General features: G+C 51.8%; 21 protein-coding genes. 10 read left to right on the forward strand and 11 right to left on the reverse strand.

Annotation, left to right across the window (positions count from 1 at the left end; translation table 11 throughout):
• The first annotated feature begins 77 nt into the window (after window positions 1-77).
• Window positions 78-1,811, forward strand: a complete 1,734-nt coding sequence (locus ACMHXH_RS09415) for a GGDEF domain-containing protein (RefSeq protein WP_413737992.1) — start codon at window positions 78-80, stop codon at window positions 1,809-1,811.
• On the opposite strand, the gene ACMHXH_RS09420 is transcribed toward ACMHXH_RS09415, so the two are convergent.
• A complete protein-coding gene (locus ACMHXH_RS09420) occupies window positions 1,808-2,332 on the reverse strand; it encodes a DUF3016 domain-containing protein (protein ID WP_039034451.1) in 525 nt (174 codons plus the stop codon). The two genes, ACMHXH_RS09415 and ACMHXH_RS09420, sit on opposite strands and share 4 nt — an antisense overlap.
• A 278-nt stretch (window positions 2,333-2,610) precedes the next feature.
• On the opposite strand from ACMHXH_RS09420, the gene ACMHXH_RS09425 reads away from it, so the two are divergent.
• Window positions 2,611-2,916 carry a hypothetical protein gene (locus tag ACMHXH_RS09425; RefSeq protein ID WP_039034450.1) on the forward strand — a complete coding sequence of 102 codons (306 nt, stop codon included), beginning with the start codon at window positions 2,611-2,613 and terminating at the stop codon, window positions 2,914-2,916.
• 6 nt (window positions 2,917-2,922) lie between these two features.
• Here the strand turns inward: ACMHXH_RS09425 and ACMHXH_RS09430 are convergent, their stop codons facing one another.
• Window positions 2,923-3,432, reverse strand: coding sequence for a DUF4240 domain-containing protein (locus tag ACMHXH_RS09430; protein WP_039034449.1), 510 nt, complete (start codon window positions 3,430-3,432; stop codon window positions 2,923-2,925).
• Window positions 3,433-3,551: 119 nt separating this feature from the next.
• Between ACMHXH_RS09430 and ACMHXH_RS09435 the strand changes: the two genes are divergently transcribed.
• From ACMHXH_RS09435 to ACMHXH_RS09445, 3 genes are all read left to right on the forward strand, one after another.
• A complete protein-coding gene (locus ACMHXH_RS09435) occupies window positions 3,552-3,947 on the forward strand; it encodes a hypothetical protein (RefSeq protein ID WP_039034448.1) in 396 nt (131 codons plus the stop codon).
• A gap of 173 nt (window positions 3,948-4,120) precedes the next feature.
• Window positions 4,121-4,393: an HU family DNA-binding protein gene (locus ACMHXH_RS09440; RefSeq protein WP_039034447.1), complete on the forward strand. Its 273-nt coding sequence runs from the start codon at window positions 4,121-4,123 to the stop codon at window positions 4,391-4,393.
• Window positions 4,394-4,659: 266 nt separating this feature from the next.
• Window positions 4,660-5,352, forward strand: coding sequence for a TorF family putative porin (locus ACMHXH_RS09445; protein WP_071239134.1), 693 nt, complete (start codon window positions 4,660-4,662; stop codon window positions 5,350-5,352).
• A 41-nt stretch (window positions 5,353-5,393) separates the two neighbouring features.
• Here the strand turns inward: ACMHXH_RS09445 and rimK are convergent, their stop codons facing one another.
• From rimK to ACMHXH_RS09465, 4 genes are all read right to left on the reverse strand, one after another.
• Window positions 5,394-6,299, reverse strand: a complete 906-nt coding sequence (rimK, locus tag ACMHXH_RS09450) for a 30S ribosomal protein S6--L-glutamate ligase (RefSeq protein WP_039034445.1) — start codon at window positions 6,297-6,299, stop codon at window positions 5,394-5,396.
• Between the two features lie 84 nt (window positions 6,300-6,383).
• The gene (locus tag ACMHXH_RS09455) at window positions 6,384-8,111 is read right to left on the reverse strand and encodes a putative bifunctional diguanylate cyclase/phosphodiesterase (RefSeq protein ID WP_413737995.1); all 1,728 of its coding nucleotides are present in this window, start codon (window positions 8,109-8,111) and stop codon (window positions 6,384-6,386) included.
• 12 nt (window positions 8,112-8,123) lie between these two features.
• On the reverse strand, window positions 8,124-8,555 hold the full coding sequence (locus tag ACMHXH_RS09460) for a response regulator (RefSeq protein ID WP_039034444.1): 432 nt from the start codon (window positions 8,553-8,555) through the stop codon (window positions 8,124-8,126).
• Window positions 8,552-10,684, reverse strand: a complete 2,133-nt coding sequence (locus ACMHXH_RS09465) for a CHASE domain-containing protein (protein WP_405130425.1) — start codon at window positions 10,682-10,684, stop codon at window positions 8,552-8,554. The genes ACMHXH_RS09460 and ACMHXH_RS09465 overlap by 4 nt, the downstream gene beginning before the upstream one ends.
• A 304-nt stretch (window positions 10,685-10,988) precedes the next feature.
• Here ACMHXH_RS09465 and ACMHXH_RS09470 point away from each other — a divergent pair, with 304 nt between their 5' ends.
• The gene (locus ACMHXH_RS09470; RefSeq protein WP_039034443.1) at window positions 10,989-11,171 is read left to right on the forward strand and encodes a PA3496 family putative envelope integrity protein; all 183 of its coding nucleotides are present in this window, start codon (window positions 10,989-10,991) and stop codon (window positions 11,169-11,171) included.
• 35 nt (window positions 11,172-11,206) lie between these two features.
• Here ACMHXH_RS09470 and ACMHXH_RS09475 read toward each other — a convergent pair whose 3' ends face one another.
• Window positions 11,207-12,172, reverse strand: a complete 966-nt coding sequence (locus ACMHXH_RS09475; protein WP_071239136.1) for a PDC sensor domain-containing protein — start codon at window positions 12,170-12,172, stop codon at window positions 11,207-11,209.
• 222 nt (window positions 12,173-12,394) lie between these two features.
• On the opposite strand from ACMHXH_RS09475, the gene ACMHXH_RS09480 reads away from it, so the two are divergent.
• Window positions 12,395-13,747: a flavohemoglobin expression-modulating QEGLA motif protein gene (locus tag ACMHXH_RS09480; protein ID WP_144361053.1), complete on the forward strand. Its 1,353-nt coding sequence runs from the start codon at window positions 12,395-12,397 to the stop codon at window positions 13,745-13,747.
• A 51-nt stretch (window positions 13,748-13,798) separates the two neighbouring features.
• On the opposite strand, the gene ACMHXH_RS09485 is transcribed toward ACMHXH_RS09480, so the two are convergent.
• Window positions 13,799-15,166 carry an alanine/glycine:cation symporter family protein gene (locus ACMHXH_RS09485; protein ID WP_039034440.1) on the reverse strand — a complete coding sequence of 456 codons (1,368 nt, stop codon included), beginning with the start codon at window positions 15,164-15,166 and terminating at the stop codon, window positions 13,799-13,801.
• 114 nt (window positions 15,167-15,280) lie between these two features.
• Window positions 15,281-16,243 (reverse strand): LysR family transcriptional regulator, encoded by a 963-nt coding sequence (locus ACMHXH_RS09490; protein ID WP_071476855.1) that lies wholly within the window; start codon window positions 16,241-16,243, stop codon window positions 15,281-15,283.
• 92 nt (window positions 16,244-16,335) lie between these two features.
• On the opposite strand from ACMHXH_RS09490, the gene ACMHXH_RS09495 reads away from it, so the two are divergent.
• A complete protein-coding gene (locus ACMHXH_RS09495; protein WP_101095651.1) occupies window positions 16,336-17,277 on the forward strand; it encodes a sodium-dependent bicarbonate transport family permease in 942 nt (313 codons plus the stop codon).
• On the opposite strand, the gene ACMHXH_RS09500 is transcribed toward ACMHXH_RS09495, so the two are convergent.
• Window positions 17,265-17,837, reverse strand: a complete 573-nt coding sequence (locus ACMHXH_RS09500; protein WP_071476856.1) for an SRPBCC family protein — start codon at window positions 17,835-17,837, stop codon at window positions 17,265-17,267. The two genes, ACMHXH_RS09495 and ACMHXH_RS09500, sit on opposite strands and share 13 nt — an antisense overlap.
• 239 nt (window positions 17,838-18,076) lie before the next feature.
• Here ACMHXH_RS09500 and ACMHXH_RS09505 point away from each other — a divergent pair, with 239 nt between their 5' ends.
• Window positions 18,077-18,478, forward strand: coding sequence for a hypothetical protein (locus ACMHXH_RS09505; protein WP_039034437.1), 402 nt, complete (start codon window positions 18,077-18,079; stop codon window positions 18,476-18,478).
• A 62-nt stretch (window positions 18,479-18,540) separates the two neighbouring features.
• On the forward strand, window positions 18,541-18,780 hold the full coding sequence (locus tag ACMHXH_RS09510; RefSeq protein ID WP_039034436.1) for a hypothetical protein: 240 nt from the start codon (window positions 18,541-18,543) through the stop codon (window positions 18,778-18,780).
• Between the two features lie 121 nt (window positions 18,781-18,901).
• Here ACMHXH_RS09510 and ACMHXH_RS09515 read toward each other — a convergent pair whose 3' ends face one another.
• The gene (locus tag ACMHXH_RS09515; RefSeq protein WP_144361054.1) at window positions 18,902-20,356 is read right to left on the reverse strand and encodes an MBL fold metallo-hydrolase RNA specificity domain-containing protein; all 1,455 of its coding nucleotides are present in this window, start codon (window positions 20,354-20,356) and stop codon (window positions 18,902-18,904) included.
• Window positions 20,357-20,855 lie beyond the last annotated feature (499 nt).

Here is a 20,855-nt window from a genome sequence, read left to right on the forward strand (position 1 = left end):
AGCCCGGCTTTGTCATCTTAGTGTCACTTGCAACACCTAGACTCTATCCGATTTGGGGCCTTGTAAGGTATTGCAGTTTGATGGCCATAGACAGAATAGCTGAACTCGGAAGTGTGTTGGATAACGAGGATGTCACCGCACTGTTTCAGCCGATTATCAACATAGACAGCAACAGTATTCATGGTTTTGAAGCCTTAAGCCGCGGCCCCATAGGCAGCAGCGTTCACTCTCCATTTCATCTGTTCAGTGCTGCCGAACGCCTGGGGCGCCTCTCCGAGCTGGAAACCTTGTGTCGCCGGGTATCCATAGCCCAATTTCAGCAAAAACAACTGCCTGGCAAGCTTTTTATCAATATCTCACCCAAGGCGCTGCTGGATCCAACCCATCCCAAGGGGCAAACACTCAAGCTCTTGCAACAGTTCGGCATAGCGCCATCCAATGTGGTCATAGAGCTGTCGGAACAATACCCTGCCGATGACATAGATCAGCTCAAAGCCTGCCTTAATCACTATCGCAATCAGGGGTTTTTGACCGCTCTCGACGACTTGGGTGCCGGTTATTCTGGCCTGCGTCTCTGGTCAGAACTCTCCCCCGACTATGTCAAAATTGATCGCCACTTTATTCACCAAATAGACAAGTTTCCGGTAAAACAGGAGTTTGTCCGCTCCATCATAGAGCTTTGCCAAAGCCTGACCTGTAAAGTCATCGCCGAGGGTATAGAGACAGAAGCCGAGCTGACGATACTGCGCCAGCTCGGGATCACCTATTGTCAGGGCTTTTTGCTTGGCAGACCCGAGGTGCAGCCGGATAGACAACTGCAAACCCGCTATCTCACCATTCGTCAGCAGGAGCAACCTAGATACAACGAGGCGGCGGAGAGCCTGTGCCATCAGGCACAAACCTGCCCCTCCGAGACTGAGCTCAAGCAGTTGAGCGAACGCTTTCTCTCCCAGCCGGAGCTTCAGTGCATTGTGGTGCTGGAGCATAAACGTCCCTTGGGACTGGTCTATCGCCATCGGCTGATGGAGCTATTTTCCCGTCCCTATGGCCGCGCCTTGCATGAACACCAGGCGGTGACTGAACTCATGGACAGAGACGTGCTTCTGGTCGATGCGGCCACACCTCTGTCATTGGTAAGCCAAAAACTTACCGCCAAGCCTGGCTCCGAAATAGCGCAGGAATTCATTATCCTGCGTCAAGGTGAGTTTATCGGTCTTGGTCACACCCGCGAGCTGCTGCAGCGCATTACTGAACATAGAATACAGATGGCGCGCCACGCCAACCCGTTAACTGAATTGCCCGGGAATGTACCCATTCAGGAAGAGCTGCAACGGCTGCGCAAACTACGACAGCATTTCTATCTGGCCTATTTTGATCTATGCCATTTCAAGCCTTATAACGACATCTATGGCTTCAGTCGTGGTGATGAAGTGATAAGGGCCGTAGCCGACCTGCTCAGACAATATGGTAAAGCGCAGTTTATCGGCCACGTGGGTGGCGATGATTTTGTGATGATAGGCACAGAGCCAAAACTACTCGGGGTTTGCCAGCAGATATTGGCCGAGTTTGAGCAGAGTAAAAGGCAATTCTTCAGTGATGAACATTGGCAAAGACAGCGCTTATTTGCCAAGGACAGACAAGAGCAGGAATGCTTTCAACCGCTATTGCGCCTCAGCGTCGGAATACTGCCACCGCCATTGAGTCTGGATGCCAACGAACATGAATTATCCCGCCTGTGTGCGCTGGCGAAAAAGCAGGCCAAGCACACCCCCCAAGGGCTGTGCTTGCTGGATATGCCGAAAACGGCTTAGAGTTTTGGCTTGAGTGTTTTCTGGAACCAGTCTTTCAGCATTCTTTCTTCATAGCGGAAGCTGTCGCTGTTGATTCTGTCCACATGGTCGAGAAACTGCATATCGGTCAGCTTTTCATCGCCGGCAATGACTACCTGATCGCCTTCCAACAAGCGATAACTGAAGCTTATTTTTGGTGGATAAACGTTCTTGACTACACGTATATCGTTAGCAGTAGCACCAAAGGTAGGCCGCACATCACCGGCCAAATCCACGTCTGTGACCGTCAGCTCCAGCTTTTGGTTGTCTTTTAGAGAAGATGAAACGTCTTTATCCAGAGTCTTGGTCAAGGTATCGAACAGACGTTTTTCATAACGGGATTGCAGCTCGCTGGCAGACTTGATATCCCGAAAATCCTTAGGTGACTGCCACTCAATTTTGACCTTACCCGACTCGGTAACCGGGTTTTCATCGACCTTGTCGGCCGCCAGCACCGAGCCAGAGGCCAGGGCACTTACAAGTAACAGATGTCTGATTTTCATCTCAGCCTCCTTTGGGAGCGATTGTCAGTATGCTTTTGCTTCAAACTCAGAGTATAAAATTTAACCTGAATCCGGGCTTAACGCAAAACTAATATGCGAATAGTGTCGTGCTATAAGTAGCTATTTTAATGTGATATTTTTCGTAATACATCATCCAGGAAGATTAACTTGAGTATCAATTTGTAGCCGCAGCAACAAACTTTCAAACAATGCGGCTTGAGTCAGCCCCGCTGAAGTAATCTAATAGACCGAAAAACCGAGCCATTACAGGAGCACCAGTGAAACTCTCACCGCCTTTGCTAATTACCTTGGGACTCTTTACCGCTCTGGGAATTGTTCTCATTGCCATCAATCAGGATGCTAAACCCAAGGGGCCGGAAACCTGGAGTGCCTTCATTTATACCCATGGTTTCGATTCGGGGCGTTATCTCAAAGAGGACGATTTTGGCGACTATGCCAGCTGTAAAGCGTTCGCCATCGAGAAGTCCCAGGCCGCAGAAGGGGCTCCTTGGGAGTGCGGCAGCTACTGCCGCTTTGACTCCCGCCGCCAGGGCTTTCAGTGCGAGCAGATGCGTAACGACTAAGTCTGCTTAGAAGGGGAAACGGGCGCTGAGCTTGGGGTACTGTTTACGCAGTGCCTTGGGCTGGTCGTTGAAACGCTTGCCCTTGGGCTGACTCAGCCCCGAAGGCACAAACGGTAACTCTTTGCCGGTACGGGTCTCGTATAGCTGGCCGGCCAGCAGATCTATCTCCTCAACAAAAGGATAGGCGTAACCATTCAATTGCGGCCAAACTTCCAGCTCTCCCAGCGAATCCGCTGCATTGCAGGCCGCCTGATAACGCTCCTTTCCCAGAGTCACCAGGAAGTTCCGGAACTCGGCGAAACCATAATCTGAATCAACTCCGGCAATAATGTAAGCTGCGCCCCAAAGATCCCAGCTGTAACTCAACCTGAGCAGCCTGGCAAAGTGCTTATCAAACTCTGCCAGCTCATCATCGCCCAGGCTTTGCAGTTTTTCGGTCAAACGCGCCTGGAGTTCCTGTTGTTCCTGATCGGGATAGTCGCGGCTGACCAGCTCCCAGAACTGCTCTTCTGTCATTGAGTGTTATCCTGCCAAAAATGTCGGCGCTCATTTTACCGGAAAATGCGATTAAAATCCGGCTGGACTCACCCCAGGGCTTTCCATAGACTTAGGCCCATTTCTCACAGGAGTCATTTATGTCCATTTCAAGACCAATACCATTGGTACTGCTTTGCATCCTCTATCTGGTACTGGCCGGGGTAGCACTGTGGCGCACCATCAGCACAGGTGCAGTAGATCTGTTTACCTTGGGAGTCATCCCAGTATTGGTAGGCATAATGTTACGTACAAGTTGGTCGCTGTGGGCACTGCGTATCTATCTCTTTATCCAGACTCTGGGACTACTGGCATTGGCCGCTACTGCATTGATGGCACTGCAGATAACGCCTGAAGATGTCAAACTTGAGCTGGCTGGACGCAATATCCCCTTGCTGCCGCTGGCGGCTGTGTTGTTGGCCTTGCTGGCATTCCAGTATTGGGTAGCTTTTTCCACCAACACAAAACGCTTCTTGCAACAGGAAAAATCTGACTAGATCGCACTGAATTTAAGGAAATCAGCGACCGGCTCACAATTTTGTATAATTTTGGTTAAAAAATAGCGAATAAAGCCCAAGAAGCCCGCTGAAAGGCCTTTTCAAGCCAAAAACCTTATGGCATGTTAGATGGGCAATAATAATTCAATCGACGGAAAGAAGAGACGCTCCAGATGAACAAAACTGAACTAATCGCAAAAATGGCAGAACATGCAAACCTGTCCAAGGCAGAAGCTGCCCGCGCCCTCAAGTCGTTCGAAGTAGCAGTGACTGATGCCATGAAAGAAGGATCTAAAATCTCCATCGTAGGCTTTGGTTCTTTCGAAACCTCAACCCGCGCGGCCCGCACAGGTCGTAATCCGCAAACCGGCAAAGAGATCCAGATCCCTGCAGCCACTATTCCCAAGTTTAAAGCCGGTAAGGCACTGCGTGACAGCGTCAACTAAACTGCTTTTCACGGATGAAAGCGCCTCATATTGAGGCGTTTTTTTATTGTCTGTAGTTCCCAACATTCCACTGCACAAAAAAAGGGCAAAACGCCCTAACTAAAGGCAACAATCTGTTAACTGAGTTTCAGAATAAAAGCTAACTTTCTGTATTTCATATTCATTTAAACTTGGCACAAGATTCGCTCATCCCACAAAGACAATAACGAGTGTCTGCGCCGGTCAAGCTTGCCCGGTTCCGGAACCCAACCATCGAGGGGATGAGAATGAAACACACCAAGTTTTCAATGTCAGTTATTGCAGGTCTGTTGTTGCTGGCCGGCGAAGTCCAGGCGACTGTATCAGGGAATATCGGCGTCGCCTCCAACTATCTGTGGCGCGGGGTTACCCAAACAAATGACTCTGTCGCCGTTCAAGGCGGTATAGACTACAGCCACGACTCTGGCTTTTACCTGGGCACCTGGGCCTCTAATGTCGACTTTGGTGATGACACCAGTTACGAGCTCGATTTTTACGGCGGTTACTCCGGCAGCATAGGCGAAGACTTTGGCTATGACATCGGCTATCTCTACTATGGTTATCCTGATGCCAAGGGTGATATCGACTTTGGCGAACTGGCGTTGACCCTCAGTTGGAAGTGGTTTGAGCTGGGTTATGCCAAGGTGGTCAATGCCGGTGATGATGTAGCCAAAGCGCCGCTGGATAACAAGGATTTGAGCTATATCCACGCGGGTTTCAGCTATCCCATCACGGAAACCGTGACGCTGACGGCACACTATGGTTATTCAGACGGCGATGTGGTGCAGAGCTGGTTCCAGGTTTCCAACTACGCCGACTACCATTTGGCCATCAGCAAGGACACAGGCATAGGCTCTGTCTCCTTTATGGTAGCCGATACGGATCTGCCGGACGACGATGCCAAGATAGTGCTCAGCTATGTCTATGAGTTCGAATTCTAAGGAAGGTGCGAACTCCTATATGGGGAAAGCCCGAGGCGCAATTAGGCGATGACAGTCCGATTGTGTTTACGGGCAGCAACCATTTTTTCGATATGCTCCACTATCGGCTCTGCCACCTTGATGCCTGTAGTCAGTTCTATGCCTTCAATACCCGGAGCCGAATTGACTTCAAGCACCAAAGCGCCGCGCTCAGAGCGAAGAATATCCACCCCGGCCACAGCCAGCCCCATCGCCTTGACTGCATCTATGGCGCTCTTGCGCTCCTGGGGGGTAATCTTGATTTTCTCGGCGCTGCCACCCAAATGCAGATTGGAGCGAAAATCTCCTTCCGGCCCCTGGCGTTTCATGGCCGCAACCACCTTGTCGCCCACCACGAAGCAGCGGATATCACTGCCGTTGGCTTCTTTGATATATTCCTGTACCAGAATGTTGGCCTTAAGCCCCAGAAAGGCTTCAATAACGCTCTCGGCGGCCTTCTTGGTTTCGGCCAGCACCACGCCTATTCCTTGGGTGCCTTCCAAAAGTTTAATCACCAGCGGCGCACCACCCACCATGGCGATAAGATCCGGAATATCGTCCGGCTTGCTGGCAAAGCCGGTGACCGGCATACCTACCCCTTTGCGAGAGAGCAACTGCAGTGCCCGCAGCTTATCCCTTGAGCGGGCAATGGAGATAGAATCATTGGCGGCGTACACCCCCATCATCTCGAACTGGCGCACCAGGGCACAGCCATAAAAAGTCACACTGGCATGGATCCTCGGGATAATGGCATCAAAACCGCTGAGTTCTTCACCTTCAAGATGAATACTGGGTTGCACCGAGTTGATGTTCATATAACAGTTGAGTGGATTGATCACCAAGGCCTGATGACCGCGTCCCTCACAGGCTTCCACCAGCCTGCGGGTAGAATAAAGCTCGGGAAATTGAGAGAGGATACCGATTTTCATGTTTGGAAGACCCGGTAAAGAGAGTTATGGCCCAGCAAAAAGAGCAGGCATCTTTGACCATACTTTGCCAATAGGCAAGCAAAATCAAACATTCCCCTCGGCCAGCAAAGGTAAAATATGCTGCACTTCAAAATCCGTGGGCCGAATCGGCCGACAGTAAAGATATCCCTGCAGCAGATTGCAGCCTCGTTCACGACAAAACTGCGCCTGCGCCTCTGTCTCTATACCCTCAGCCACAGACACCACGTTAAAACCGTTGGCAAAATTAATCAAGGCAGACAACAGACGTTTACCACGTTCATCCTGCTCGACCGAAGCCACAAAACTCTTGTCGGTTTTAAGTACATTGATAGGAAAATATTTGATGTGCTCGAGAGATGAAAAGCCGGTGCCAAAGTCATCCAAAGACAACACTACCCCCAAGGCAGCAATCCGCTCCAACACCTTGGCCAGCTCCAGCGGTTCTTCAATCAGGGCATTTTCGGTGAGTTCCAGCTCCAGTTGCGACGCCGGCAACCCGGTTTGCTGCAATACCCTGACTATGGTCTGATACAGGGTTTCGCGAATAATCTGCGACGGTGACAGGTTTACCGCCACTGATAACCGCTTGCCTACAGGAGCCAACATCGTCAGCCACTCAACGGTTTGCGCGCATGCCTGTACCAACACCCACTCACCTATCTCATCCACCAGGCCTATCTCTTCTGCTATAGGCAGAAAACTGTCAGGCGACAGCAGACCATCCTCAGGATGTTGCCAGCGCAGCAGCGCCTCCACTCCCAAAAGCTCGCCGGAAATTGCATCGAATTTCCCCTGATAAAAGACCCTGAATTCATCCCGCTCCAGCGCAGTTCTCAGCCCCATTTCGATACGGTTACGAAACCTCACCTCCCTGGCCAACTCTTCAGAATAAAACTGGATCTGATTGCGGCCAATTTTTTTGGCGCGATACATGGCTATATCGGCACACTTGAGCAGCTCAGAACTATCACAGACAGAATCACTGTACACTGCAATGCCAATGCTGGCGCCGATCAGCACCTCATGTTCTCCAAGCGGGAAAGGCTCTTCGAAGGCCTGCTGCAGCCTATTGGCCACCGCCATCGGAAAGTAACGATTCTCGGACTCTGTCACCAACACCACAAATTCATCGCCGCCTAGACGGGCAATCAGATCTCCTTCCCTGAGCGCCGCGCTTAGACGGTTGGCCACTTCCACCAATAGGATATCCCCCACCTGGTGCCCTAAGGTGTCGTTGATACCCTTGAAATCATCCAGATCCAAGAGGATCACCGCCAGCATGTCCTGATGGCGCTTGACCTGACTCAAGGTACGATTGAGGCAGAGTTCAAAACCGTAGCGATTGACCAGCTTGGTCAGGGAATCATGTTCAGCCAGCTCTTTGAGTTTCTCGTGGCTTTGGCGCAGTGCCAACGCCATCGAGGCCCGCTGTTTGGCATTGCGGATTGCACGGGTCAAGCGGCTGGTATTCACTTCATCCTTGAGCAGAAAATCCTGCGCCCCAAGTTCGATACAGCGCTGTGCCAGCTTATCGTCTTCATAACGGGAAATCATCACTACCGCGGTCTGCTCTCCGGCAGATTCATTGAGACGGCTCAATACTTCCAGACCATTAGCATCGGGCAACATATAGTCGAGCAGTATGCCATCGAAATGTTGTTGGCAGGCGAACTCCAAGCCACTCTGGGCACAGTTGGCCTCCATCACCTTGAACGCCAGTGACGATTGTTCCAGGGCGCGGATGATAGCGGCTCTGTCTATCTCATCATCATCGATCAACAGCAGATTCATGCTTTCCATCCCTCAGGCTTCCGGCAATTCGACAATACGCCAATAACTTTCCAGCATATTGAAAATATTATAAAAACCATCACTTATTTCATGCTTGACCATATAACCTGCCACATGATGCTTATAAGCCTCGACCTTGTCTTCATCGGCACTTGAAGTAGTCAGCACAAAAACCACGGAGAGAGACAGCACAGGGTCGTTGCGGATATGGCCGAGAAACTCCAAGCCATTCATCCTTGGCATATTGAGATCCAACAAGATCAGATAGGGGTGGTGCACCCGGCCATCATTCAGCATCTCCAAGGCCTCCAAACCATCTTTGGCTCTGACCAAGGGATTCAGTAGCCTAAGCTGCCGCATTGCTCGTTGTACCGCCATGTAATCGACATCATCGTCGTCAACCAACAGAATAGTGACTTCCTTATATCCGGCAGTTTGGCTCATGACTCCTCCTTGAAGTGGACCGGCCAAGTGAAATAAAAGCTGCAACCGCGCCCTTCCGATTTCACCCAGATCTTGCCGCCCATGTTTTCCACCGACTTTTTCACCAAAGAGAGCCCCAGACCACTGCCTTCAACTTCATCTCTTGGTTTAAGTGTTTGGAATATGGCGAAAATTTTATGATGAAACTTGACCGCTATCCCAGGGCCGTCATCCATAACACAAAAACAATAGTAGTCTCCCTGACGCTCGCTGCTGACGCTGAGTACCCCCTCTTCTTTATCGTGATGTTTGATGGCGTTGCTGAATAGGTTTCTAAATACCAACTCCAGCGGCACCCTGGCCGTGGTCAGCACAGGCATTTCAGACAAGATAACCAGCTTGAACCCAGTTGGCGGAGCCACCAGGCTGAAGGTATCCTGCAGCAACTGTTTGCTGTCCACCTCTGTCAACTCGGTATCCACTCTGCCTATGCGCGAGAAGGTCAACAAGCCATCCAGCAGCCGAACCATTCGCTGGACCCGGCTCTTGATCAGTCGCAAATACTTTTGTACCTGTTCGCTGCTGTTGTCACTGAGATCTTCTGCTAGCCACTCGGATAACTGCTCTATGCCCCGCAGCGGCGATTTGAGGTCGTGAGAAGCTATGTAGGCAAAACTGTCCAGCTCACGGTTTATTTTCTCCAGCGCTTCCGTGTGGCGGGCTTTTTCCGCTTCAATCCGTTTGCGATCCGAGACATCATTGATAGTGGCCAGAATCGACTGGCCATTAGTAAAATGAATTGGGGTCAACCCCACTTCAACCGCCACCAGAGAGCCATCTTTGGCGCGGCCAAACAGGTCATCACGCTGGGACATATTCTTGGCAATCGGCTGCTGCAGGTAGCCCCCCATGTGTTGATTGTGCGACTTATGCAGGCTCTCCGGCAGCAGTATATTCACGCTGCGGCCCAGCAGCTCATCCCGGGCATAACCGAACAGTTGCTCTGTATGGGCATTCACCAGAGTGATGAGTCCATGACCGTCGACCATGATCAGCGCCGACGGCGAGGCCTCGATAACCAAGCGGAAGCGCTTTTCATTGGCCAGGATCTCATTGGCCAGCAAGCCTTCCTGATACCTGGCCCTGGCGTTACTGAGCAGAAAATAGAGCAACACCATGATAAATAGCACGCCTATGCCCAACATCAGCTTGCTTTGCAGCTTCTCGGTTTCGGTGACAAAACTCTTGTCGGCACCGATTTGCAGCAACCATTGATGACCGCCGACCTTGAGTGGCAGTACTTGGTTATAGGTTTTGGTAACCTGGCCTTCCTCCTCAGTGCTGTACAGCAGCGAAGTGTCAGAGGGGGTGTCGCCATCGAAGATCTCTAGATTCAGACTGGGAAACTTGTCGGCCAAAATGCCTTGCATCAGGTTGTTCATTCGAAAGGCAGCATAAACCACACCTTTAGCGGCCTTGGGGCCGACAGAGGTGTCATCATAAAGTGCTAAGTACATCAAGAAGCCGGCCTGAATATCCTGCTGAGTTTCCTGTACCAGGGTAATTTTGCCGGATATTGCCGCCTCCCCGGTGTTGATGGCTCTGTCTATCGCTTCTCGGCGAGTCGGTTCGGAATACATGTCATAACCAAATGCCCGCCGATTACGCCAATCGAAGGGTTCCAGATAGATAATGGCCTGGTAGGCATCACGCTTACCGACTGGGTACACCCGGTATTCTTCAAAACCTTCAGCGCGGATAGCTGCCTCATGAGCAGTCAACTGCTCCGGGGGTACAATAACGCTATAGCCTATTCCCTGGATCCCGGGATAAAAACTCTCCATCTTGGCGTTGGTCACATATTCGTGCCACTCCTCACGGGTCACACCATCGGATGCCATAAACAGGCCCACGCCACCCCGCAGTACCTGCTCATAGGTCAACAGACGATCTCTTATGGCATCTTTGACCAACATGGCCTGATACTCAAAGCGCTCACGTCCACGCTGCTCCGCATATTGATTAAACAGATACCAACCCAGGCAAGTAAAAAGGAGTGCAACCAGGATAATCACCCAAACCGAGGCCGGAGTGGAAAAGCCGAAGCGTTTTACAGAGGTGGATGATGCGGTGAGACGATCGTCCGGGATCATAAACAGCCGAGTCCTTAGCCAATTAAGCGAATGCCATGGGGTTAATTCTGGTCGGGTTCATGAAAAAAACAAGTCAAAAACAGCACAAAATCCCCAAGATTTAGGTTCTTGGAAAATATCGTCAAAATGTTGTCTCGATCTCACATTCAACAGAAGCTCAATGCTAGATTTCAGTTTAACCAAAACTAATATTGACTAGAGGGACGGACAGAATCATTTGCTTTGTTAGACAAAAATTTTTGCTTTTCAGCCAATGCTTTTTTGGCTAGAAAATCCTTGGATAAACCATGAGGAATTCGTGATGGCCCATATTGTTGAACTCGTGCCCAACGATGCTGAAATTGAAGCGATGACCACCCCAAAAAACCGCCAGGCCGAGAAGGCGCTGCAACACAAACGCCAGATAAAACGCCGTTTGGAGGATTATCTGGAACGCCTGGAACTCAGACGAGCCATGGGGCTCGATGATGACGATATGTTTTAGCCTTCAGAAATAGGAGGATGTCAGCAACATCCTCCTTATCCTTGCCGCCCCCGCAAAGACTGGGTTTGGATAAGCAGGGCTTCGGCCTTGGCACCCAACCAGACGTATAGCCCCAAGGCCACCAACAAGCCAACCACCGCCAACATCATCAAAATCGCTCCCTGAATATACTCCACCTGTCCGAGTGATGCCTTGAACATGGTCAGCAAGGCCTCGATGGAGATGGCGATCAATATGGTGGAAACAAAGCGGGTAATGGTGCGCCGGGTGGAACTGTGGCGGAAGATGTCTTTGTGCATCAACACTTCTTCTTCCAGTATGGTCTTACCGAGATCGAATATCGCCAACGCCAGGGTGATATAGATGATGATCCCAAACGGCTTGAGCGAATCATGAGCCAACTGCGGCCCCTGCGCCAATAAATGCCAGATATCCCTGGCCGAAATCAACACCAATACCCCGACTATGATGAATAGCCCTGTCACCAGAGTGAGATAAACCGCCTTGAACAGCGGCGTCACCTTGCGTCTTAAACTGTCGCCCATCATAAACTCAATCAGCCGGGTCAGGTTGATATCTACCACCACAAAGCCACGACTGGCATCCAAACGGCTCACGCCCAGGGACGCCGATAAACATAACTGCCCGGACGCATTGGAAAGATAAGGCGAAGTTATCTGTACCCCACTCTTGTCGCTGGTATTGAGAAAATAGGGGCGCTGGCTGCGATCCGGATGTTCCCCCACCGCCAGCAGTTTGATCTTTTGCTGGATAAGGGCCAGGTTCGGACTCACCTGCTGGCCATTTTCATCCAGCAAATACATCAATTCCACAAAGGGATAACAGGCCGACACTTCAGAAAACACCTTAATGGCCCGCCCTGTGTCATCAAAGAGCTGAGCATCGGCCATTCCGGTCAAAATCGACTGCAATAGTTCATCGATTAGCGGCTGATACTCATGAAAACGTTCAATCACACTCAAGTAACTCATATTTGCCATAAGGGCTCCTGAAAGTTCGCCTATACAACCTCAAATAAGCAGCTTGAGTGCCAATATTACAACATGATGAATATCAATTAATTAGCTTAAATTATGTACGCCGACTATGCTCAATAACCAAGCAACTGCACCAAGATCTGGCAAGGATAAATTCTGTTGCCAGACAGCGCGTTATCCAAGATGATAGCCGCCAATAACCTGTGTCTTCCGAGGAGACCATTGATGCCAGACACAAGTACCTATAAAGAGGATCTGCGGCGCCTCTCGGACGAGCTTATCCGGTTGCAGAAACCGATAAAAATCCTCGATGCCATCAAATGGCCGAGGGAGGTGGAAGCCCGATTTCTCGAGAATAACGGTAAACAATTACCCGCCATAGACGCCGAGTTTTACCAGCGTCTGCCACTGCCTTTTGACCCGGATAAGACTCGCCAAGAGTTAACCGAACTGCGTTTGCAGACCCGCAAGCGTCTGGGAAGATACGACAAGCTTGGCAAGATATTGGTGGCTAATATCGAGCAGTATCTTCAGGTTATCGACATGCTGCAACATAGAGGTAAGGCCGAATTCGGTGAGTTCAGCCGTCGCCTCTACGGTAGCGCCAACCATAAGCTCCACGGCGACAGACACAACCTCAGACAGCTCGGCGATCGTTTGAGTTACATCTTCTCGCTGCCGGCAGCGCTGCGCAGCAATCGCCATCACCCCAAAGAAATCGCCGCGCCGGAGGCGGTGGACATACTCGGCCGCCGCCTGAAAGATTATTTCCACAGCGACGATATTCGGGTACGCCTCAGTGACGGCATAGTCTCGGATGCCGCCGTGGGTGGCGATACGGTCAAACTCAACAGCAAGGCGCTATTCAGCCAATCGGATCTCGATGTTTATGAGGTACATGAGGGCTGGGTACATGTGGGCACAACCCTCAATGGCCGGGCTCAACCCTGGGCCACCTGGCTCAGTGTCGGCTCCCCCAGGGTAGCCGCAGCCCAGGAAGGGTTGGCGGTATTGATGGAAACCATCACCCTGAGCTCCAACCCAGGGCGGGCAAGACGCATCAGCGACAGGATCACTGCGGTCGACATGGCCGAGCAAGGTGCTGACTTCATAGAAGTATTCAACTATTTCTGCGGCCAGAATCTCAGTAAACGAGACAGTTACCGGGTGACTCAGCGGGTATTTCGCGGTGGTATGGTGCAAGGTGGCAGTTACTTCACCAAGGATATCTCCTATGTGCGCGGCTATGTGGAAAACATTAACTTTATCCGCTCCGCCATCACAGCCGGGATCCCGGAGATCATCCCCATGTTGTTTGTCGGTAAGCTGGCCATTGAAGATATCCCTGTACTTTATCAGGCTCATAGGGAGGGGCTTATTGCCGCCCCCAAGTATCTGCCGCCCATGTTCGATAACTTCAGTGGCCTCTATGCCTGGTTTGGTTTCGCCTCCGGGATGGCCGGGATAGACCTCAAAGGCGTTCAGCGGCACTTCAGTCATCTATTCAAGCAGTTACCCAATGCCGAACCCATGTTTGAACTGCAGGAAGACACTGAGTTTGACAGCAACGCCGACTGATAAAGAAACAGGGCAACTCGAGTTGCCCTGTTTTGGGTTCTAAACCAATCACTATTTTTGCAACTCGGCCTGACGCTGCTTGATGAAATATTCCCGAGTCAGCGCGAAAACCACTGGACTGAGTAGCGCCAGGGCTATCAGGTTGGGGATAGCCATCATGGCATTGAGGGTATCGGCCACCAGCCAGATAAAGTCCAAAGACGCAACAGCCCCTACCGGCACCATCAGAGTCCAGACCAGGCGAAACGGCACTATGGCGCGAATGCCGAACAGATACTGAACGCACTTTTCACTGTAAAAACTCCAGCCGAGAATAGTGGTAAAGGCGAAAATTGCCAAAGCCACCGCCACTATGTAATGCCCTATGGGCAAGGCATGGCTGAAAGCATAGGAGGTCAAGGCTGCGCCGGTTTCCCCCGAGGTCCAGGCGCCGGAAACGATAATCGCCAAACCTGTGATGGAGCAGACCACTATGGTATCAATAAAGGTACCCAGCATGGCTACCAGACCTTGAGCCACTGGGTTATTGGTCTGGGCTGCCGCATGGGCAATAGGTGCACTGCCAAGACCGGCCTCATTGGAAAATACCCCTCGGGCGACCCCGAAACGTATAGCAGCCCAAACTGCCGCCCCGGCGAAGCCACCCTGGGCCGCCACTGGGCTAAAGGCGCTCTCGAATACCAACTCCAGTGCCGCCGGGATCTGATCGAAATAGACCACAATCACAGCCAAGCCTGCTGTGATATAAAACACAGTCATCAAGGGCACCAACTTACCGGCCACATCGGCAATCCGTTTGATACCGCCCATCAGGACTGCACCCACCAGGATCATCATGACCAGGCCAGTTGCCCAGGCTGGAACACCAAAGTTGCTGTCCAAGGCGTCAGCCACCGAATTGGCCTGTACTGTATTGCCGATACCAAAACCGGCAAAGCCACCAAATAAAGCAAATAGCGTTCCCAACCAGGCCCATTTCTGGCCGAGGCCATTCTTGATGTAGTACATGGGGCCACCTATGTGGTTGCCGCTGTCATCGACCTCGCGATACTTGACCGCCAACACGGCTTCTGAAAACTTGGTAGCCATCCCCACCAGCGCGGTGCACCACATCCAAAACAATGCCCCCGGGCCGCCAAGAAAAATTGCCGTCGCCACTCCGGCGATATTCCCTGTGCCTATGGTGGCCGACAGTGACGTCATCAGCGCATTGAAGGGGCTGATCTCCCCTTTCATATTGGTGTCTTTATCCGGGATCCGCCCGGACCAGAGTAAACGGAAGCCTCTCCCCAGCTTGAGAAGTTGCATAAAGCGCAAACCTATGGACAGAAACAGTCCTACCCCCAGGATCATCACCAGCATGGGCACACCCCAAACCAGGCTGTTAAGCTGGCTAACCCACTCCATTATCGTTTCCATTCCAACCTCGTGTAGTTATTGTTATCGCTGCAGTGTCCACCTGTTATGGCAAAACAGCATAAGGAATACCCAGGTTACAACGAAATATTAACAATTGAAAACCCGAGGTCAAACTCAGTCGGCGCTCAACCCCAGGTTGGCCGGCAGCTGGGCTATATCACCGGCCACCCATTCAGCCTCTATACACTGCTGCAGATGCTCAGCCATAAAGTGCACCAATTGCCGCGCCGCATAAGGCATGCGCCTGTCTTTACGACTCACCAGATACCAGTTGCTCTCCAACGGGAAGCCCTTCACGTTCAGAATAGCCGGGCGCTCACGCCCTTCCTCCAGGGTATGGGCCGAAATAACAGATAACCCCAGCCCAGAAGCGACCCCCAGACGAATGGCTTCATTACTCTCGATCTGCATACAGTCGCCCAGTTCCATCCCCTGACCACTGAGCCAGGACTCAAACATTAACCGAGTAGCCGAACCAGGCTCACGGATGAGAAAGCGCTCGCGACTGAGCTGCTCAAACTTGAGTTCACTCTGCCCGGCGGCCCAATGGTTTCTGGGGGCAATCAACTGCAGAGGGTTACGGATGATCCGCGCCGATTGCACAGTATCGCCCCTGGGGGGATGGCTGAAGAGATAAAGATCATCTTCCAGATGCTCAAAGCGATTCAGTACATGGGCACGGTTGCCTATGTTCAGTGTGACTCGGACGCCGGGGAAATGGCGATAGAAGGCGCCGAGGATCCGCGGCACCACATACTTAGCCGTGGTCACCAGGCCGATATTGATGTGGCCGCTCTGCCCTTCCCGCACCTTGGCCAGCATACCGTTGAAGTCTTCCAAACGAGTCATCACATCCACGGCGGCACGATACAGCTCCTGGCCTACCTGGGTCGGTCGCAGTCCTCCCGGGCCGTTTTCCAGTAATGGCTCCCCCACCAGCTCGGCCAATTTTTTCAATTGCAGCGATACGGTCGGCTGAGTCAGATAAAGGTGTCTGGCAGCGGCGGAAATATTCTGCCGCCGGACCACTTCGATATACACCTGCAACAAGCGCAGGCTGAGATGACGAAGATCCATAGATAATTATCTATATATATGTAGTGAATAATTTATTTTCCAATATAGCGCCGGGCGAGCACAATCTCCAGCCGTCTAACAAGGAGAACCCCATGCCTGATGTTGTTATTGCCTTTTTCGGCCTAGGCCTGTTGGCCGGTCTGCTCAAATCAGATCTCAGAGTCCCCGAATCCACCTACGAAACCCTTTCCATTCTGTTAATGCTGACCCTGGGCCTAAAGGGTGGCATGGCACTGCACGGCCACACAGATCAGCTGTCCTTTACCGAGCTGGGGTTGGTGATAGGCCTGGGACTGGCTATCCCGCTGGCGCTGTATCCCATATTGAAAAAAGTGGTTCGCCTATCCCAGAGCGATGCCATCAGTATTGCCGCCCACTACGGTTCGGTCAGTGCCGGGACCTTTGCCGTTGTCTACGCCATGACGGAGCAGCTGGGCTGGCCACTCAAACCCGAAACCACTCTCTATCTGGTACTGCTGGAGTTGCCATCCATCATAGTCATGTTGTGGCTCTATCGACGCCTGAACCGGAATAAAACGGGAGGCAGTGGCAATATTCTGCTGGAAGCGCTTACCAGTCGTGGGGTGATATTGTTGGGGGGCGGCGTGCTTATCGGATGGGGCTACGGCGCTGAGGGCTTGGCCTCTTTGAGCCCTGTGCTAATGCAGGGATTCAAGACCTTGCTGGCGCTGTTCCTGCTGGAGATGGGCTTATGTACCGCCAGGGTGTGTGCTCCGCTGCCCTTGAGTCACTGGCGCCTGTTGGTATTTGCCGCCGTTACGCCTTTTGTCCTTGCCTGGGTGGGCATCATTACAGGTCACGCCTTGGGGCTGCCCGCCGGTTCGGCACTGGTACTGGCCGGCCTCTGCGCCAGCGCCTCTTATATTGCGGCACCGGCAGCGATCCGCGCGGCCATTCCATCGGCCAATATCGGCGTGGCCATGTTGGCCTCGCTGGGGGTTACTTTCCCGATTAACCTGCTGATAGGGCTTAATCTTTACCGTCAATGGGTCGCCTGGATTTACGGGCTCTGAATTTGTTCTTGTGGCGCGGGTGCAGACTCGAGTAACAGCTTAAGATTACTGAGCCCGCGCAATAGATCCGTGGCGATCATGGTTTCAAAATCGACAAACAGAAACATCAGATTCATCGGATAATCCAGATGCCCCTTAAAGCCCCAACTGAGGTTGGTTCTATTACCTTCATAGGGCTCAAATAACATGTAGGCGGGTTCAGTGGCCTCGAAGGGAGTCAGGAATCTGAGCTCATAATCTATACGTTTGTTAGTTTCCATGGCAACTATCTCTTGCTCACCTTGACCCACCTCTGGGTTATCACTCTCCCAAGCTGAGACAAAGCCAACAGTGCCGTCAACGCCGCGATAACTGCGCTTCATCGCCGGATCCATCTTAGCCCAGACGCTGAAATTATCTTGATTCTTCAGATACTTCACATAGTCATAGACCTCGGCCACCGGACGATTTATCACCACATTGGTGGTCACCTGATAGTCGCTTTTGACAAACAGAGCGGCAATCAGCGGCACAGCCACTATCAGTGCCAGCAGGATAAACAGTGTCTTAATAAAACGCATAAGGATTCTCCAAACAAGTTTTCTTCCGACAACAATTACTTGTCTGAGTATATCCTGCAAACAGCTTAAAAAGTAACCAATCTGTTAAATATTGAAAAAAGTGGTTTTACCGCTATTAGAGCTAGCAAATCTTGGCAGAGAAGCGAGCCAGGCCACAAATCATCCACTGGTGGTTTGTTGTAAAAATGTTTTTAGGTTACAGTCACCTGTAAACATGGACGTCTAACCAAAGGACTGTAATGGGACTGATCCTGGCGCCACTGCTTATTATCTGGCTGGCAATATTGACTGTGGCGGGTTACCAGGCCACTTTATACTTCAAAGAAACTTTCAGCCTCAGCGGCCTATTGGCATTTTCCAGTGTCAGTTTGCTCTGCGGAGCCCTCTATTTCCTGCTCCATTTCCGGCGCTATCAGGACGCTGAAACCTTAAATGTTTTCGAGATCAGTCTGGAACTCTTATTCAACCCCATCAGCGGGGGCATTTGCGTATTGGCACTGCTACTGATCTGGCTGGTGCCCATGGGGGTTTGCAAGCCTCTACTGCTGGCACTGGTGCTTGGCCTGGCTATCGCCACCCTGGCAGGGGTCGCTTATGAAGAGACCTTTATGACAAAACAAGGGATTCAACGCACTTACTGAAGAGGATATAGTGCAAGCTAAGATTTTCGGCCAATAAGGCCACAGCAATCCAAGGAGAGAGAATGATCCAACTCAGCAATAAAGAAACCGGCGCCTTTATCGGCCATATCTCCGAACAACAGCTGCAGTTTCTGATCGACAACCTGGTAGAAGAGCATGATGCCGACCAGGACTACTGGCTGAACCGCACTCAACTAGAAACCTTTAAAGCCATAGAGGCCGATGCTGAACTCATCAATCTATTGGAAGCCGCAATGGGCGAAGCCGATGAGCTGGAGATCCTCTGGCAGCGCCAAGGCTAAAGCCAAGTTTGCGCCAACAATAAAAACGCTCCTTTATTAAGGAGCGTTTTTATTTTTTGTTAATGGCAAAGATAAAATAACCCTGTTTAATTCCCTGAAGCTGTTAAGCCTGACAACACACTTAGCCCACAACCCAGCTCAGCTCGGGTAAACGGCTGAGATCCAGCTTGTCGCCTTCGGTCGCTATGGCCGAGGCCTGAGGTCTGGGTTTGGGCTGCACACCGTCGGCATGTTCCAGCACACTCAGGAGCTGCCGCTGGGCATCCGGCTCACCGTGAACCAGAATGAGTGGCGGCGCCCCTTCAAACTCACGGTACCAGCGCAGCAATTCGGCCTGATCCGCATGGGCCGACAACCCGCCGACTGTGTGAATTCTGGCGGCGACATTCACCGAATTGCCGTTGATGGTGAGCTCACTGGCACCATCGACCAACAGCCGCCCCGGGGTTCCCAGTGCCTGAAAACCACAGATGATAATGTCGCACTCGGGCCGCCACAGGTTGTGTTCCAGATGACAGCGGATACGACCGCCGTTACACATGCCGCTGCCGGCAATAATAATAAGCCCCTGATGTACGTCGTTGAGTTCCATCGACTCTTCGGTACTTTGAATAAACTCTATCCCAGACAGCAGCGGGTGCTGCCCGGGGTGCTGATGCACGAAGCGCTTGAAGTCCTCGTCCATCAAGGGATAGTTATTGATATACACCTTGGTGGCCTCTATCGCCATGGGGCTGTCGAGGCAGATTTTCCAGCGTGACAGATCCCATTCCCCGGCATAGAGGTGAAACAGATACAAAAGCTCCTGCGCCCGGCCAACCGAGAAAGCAGGGATCAGGATATTGCCGCGGCTCTCACTGATGGCTGTCGCGAAGATCCCCTTGAGTTCTTCCTGGGTCGCCTCCCAACTACGGTGTAACCTGTCGCCATAGGTGCTTTCCATCAACACCAGATCGGCCTGTTGGATCAGCGTAGGATCTTTGAGGATCGGCATACCGGCGCGGCCGAGATCGCCACTGAACACCAGTTTTTTCTGGGTGTTGCCATCATTGATCCACAGCTCCAGTAGCGCCGACCCCAGAATATGGCCGGCATCACTCAAACACAGGGTCACACCGGGAATGGGATCCAGCTTGGTGCCATAGTCCAGTGGAATAAAACGGGTCAGTGCCAGTTCGACATCTTCTTCGGTGAACAGTGGCTCTATCGGTTCGAGATCTTGCCTGGCGCGTTTGCGGTTCTGCCGCTCGGCATCACGCTGCTGCAGCATGGCCGCGTCCTTGAGCATGATGGCGCACAGATCCATGGTGGCTTTATGGGTGTAGATAGGGCCGCTAAAACCCTGCTTCACCAGCAGGGGCAGCCGCCCAGAATGGTCGATATGGGCGTGGCTCAACACCACTGCAGTCAGGGATTCAGGAGCAAAGGGAAAGGCTTCATGGTTACGCAGTTCATCCTGCCGCCCTCCCTGAATAAGACCACAATCCAACAACAAACTTGCATCGTTGACCCGCAACAGATGGCAGGAACCTGTGACTTCCTGGGTGGCACCCCAAAACTGCAAGCTCATGGACATAACACTTCCCTCTTTGAAACGATTCGGCCAATGATGCTACGGATAATCTTCCCAACGCTATTAAGCCAGGATCTCGGGAAAACTCTGCCGCACCTTCCTAAGGAAGGTGCGAATAAGTCCTCGTGGCACTCTGGCTTGCACAGCAATTGGCGTTCAAGGCATCTGACTGAAGGCATGCCGGGGCCTGTCGAAGTCGGATAACGCAGAGAGCCGGTTGCTGTGAAAGCCCCGAAGGGCGTTGCTTACAAACCTGTCTGCTATGTTGTGCTTCTTGTAAAGGACTAGCCATTTGCTGCGAACCACGCCTTGCATACAGGCCTGTAAGCCAACGCAGAGCACGCATGGGACTTGTTCGCACCTTCCCTAAGCCTATGCCCTTATGGGAAAAAGTGACACTCCCTTATTAATGCCGATCAGTTAAGACAGATCGCTTGACGATCTCACTGAAAGGATCAAAATCCGATGACCTCATGTCATCGGATTTTTTTATGCAACTTTC

The organism is Shewanella sp. BJSY2023SW001, assembly GCF_047314685.1.
GTDB lineage: Bacteria > Pseudomonadota > Gammaproteobacteria > Enterobacterales > Shewanellaceae > Shewanella > Shewanella indica.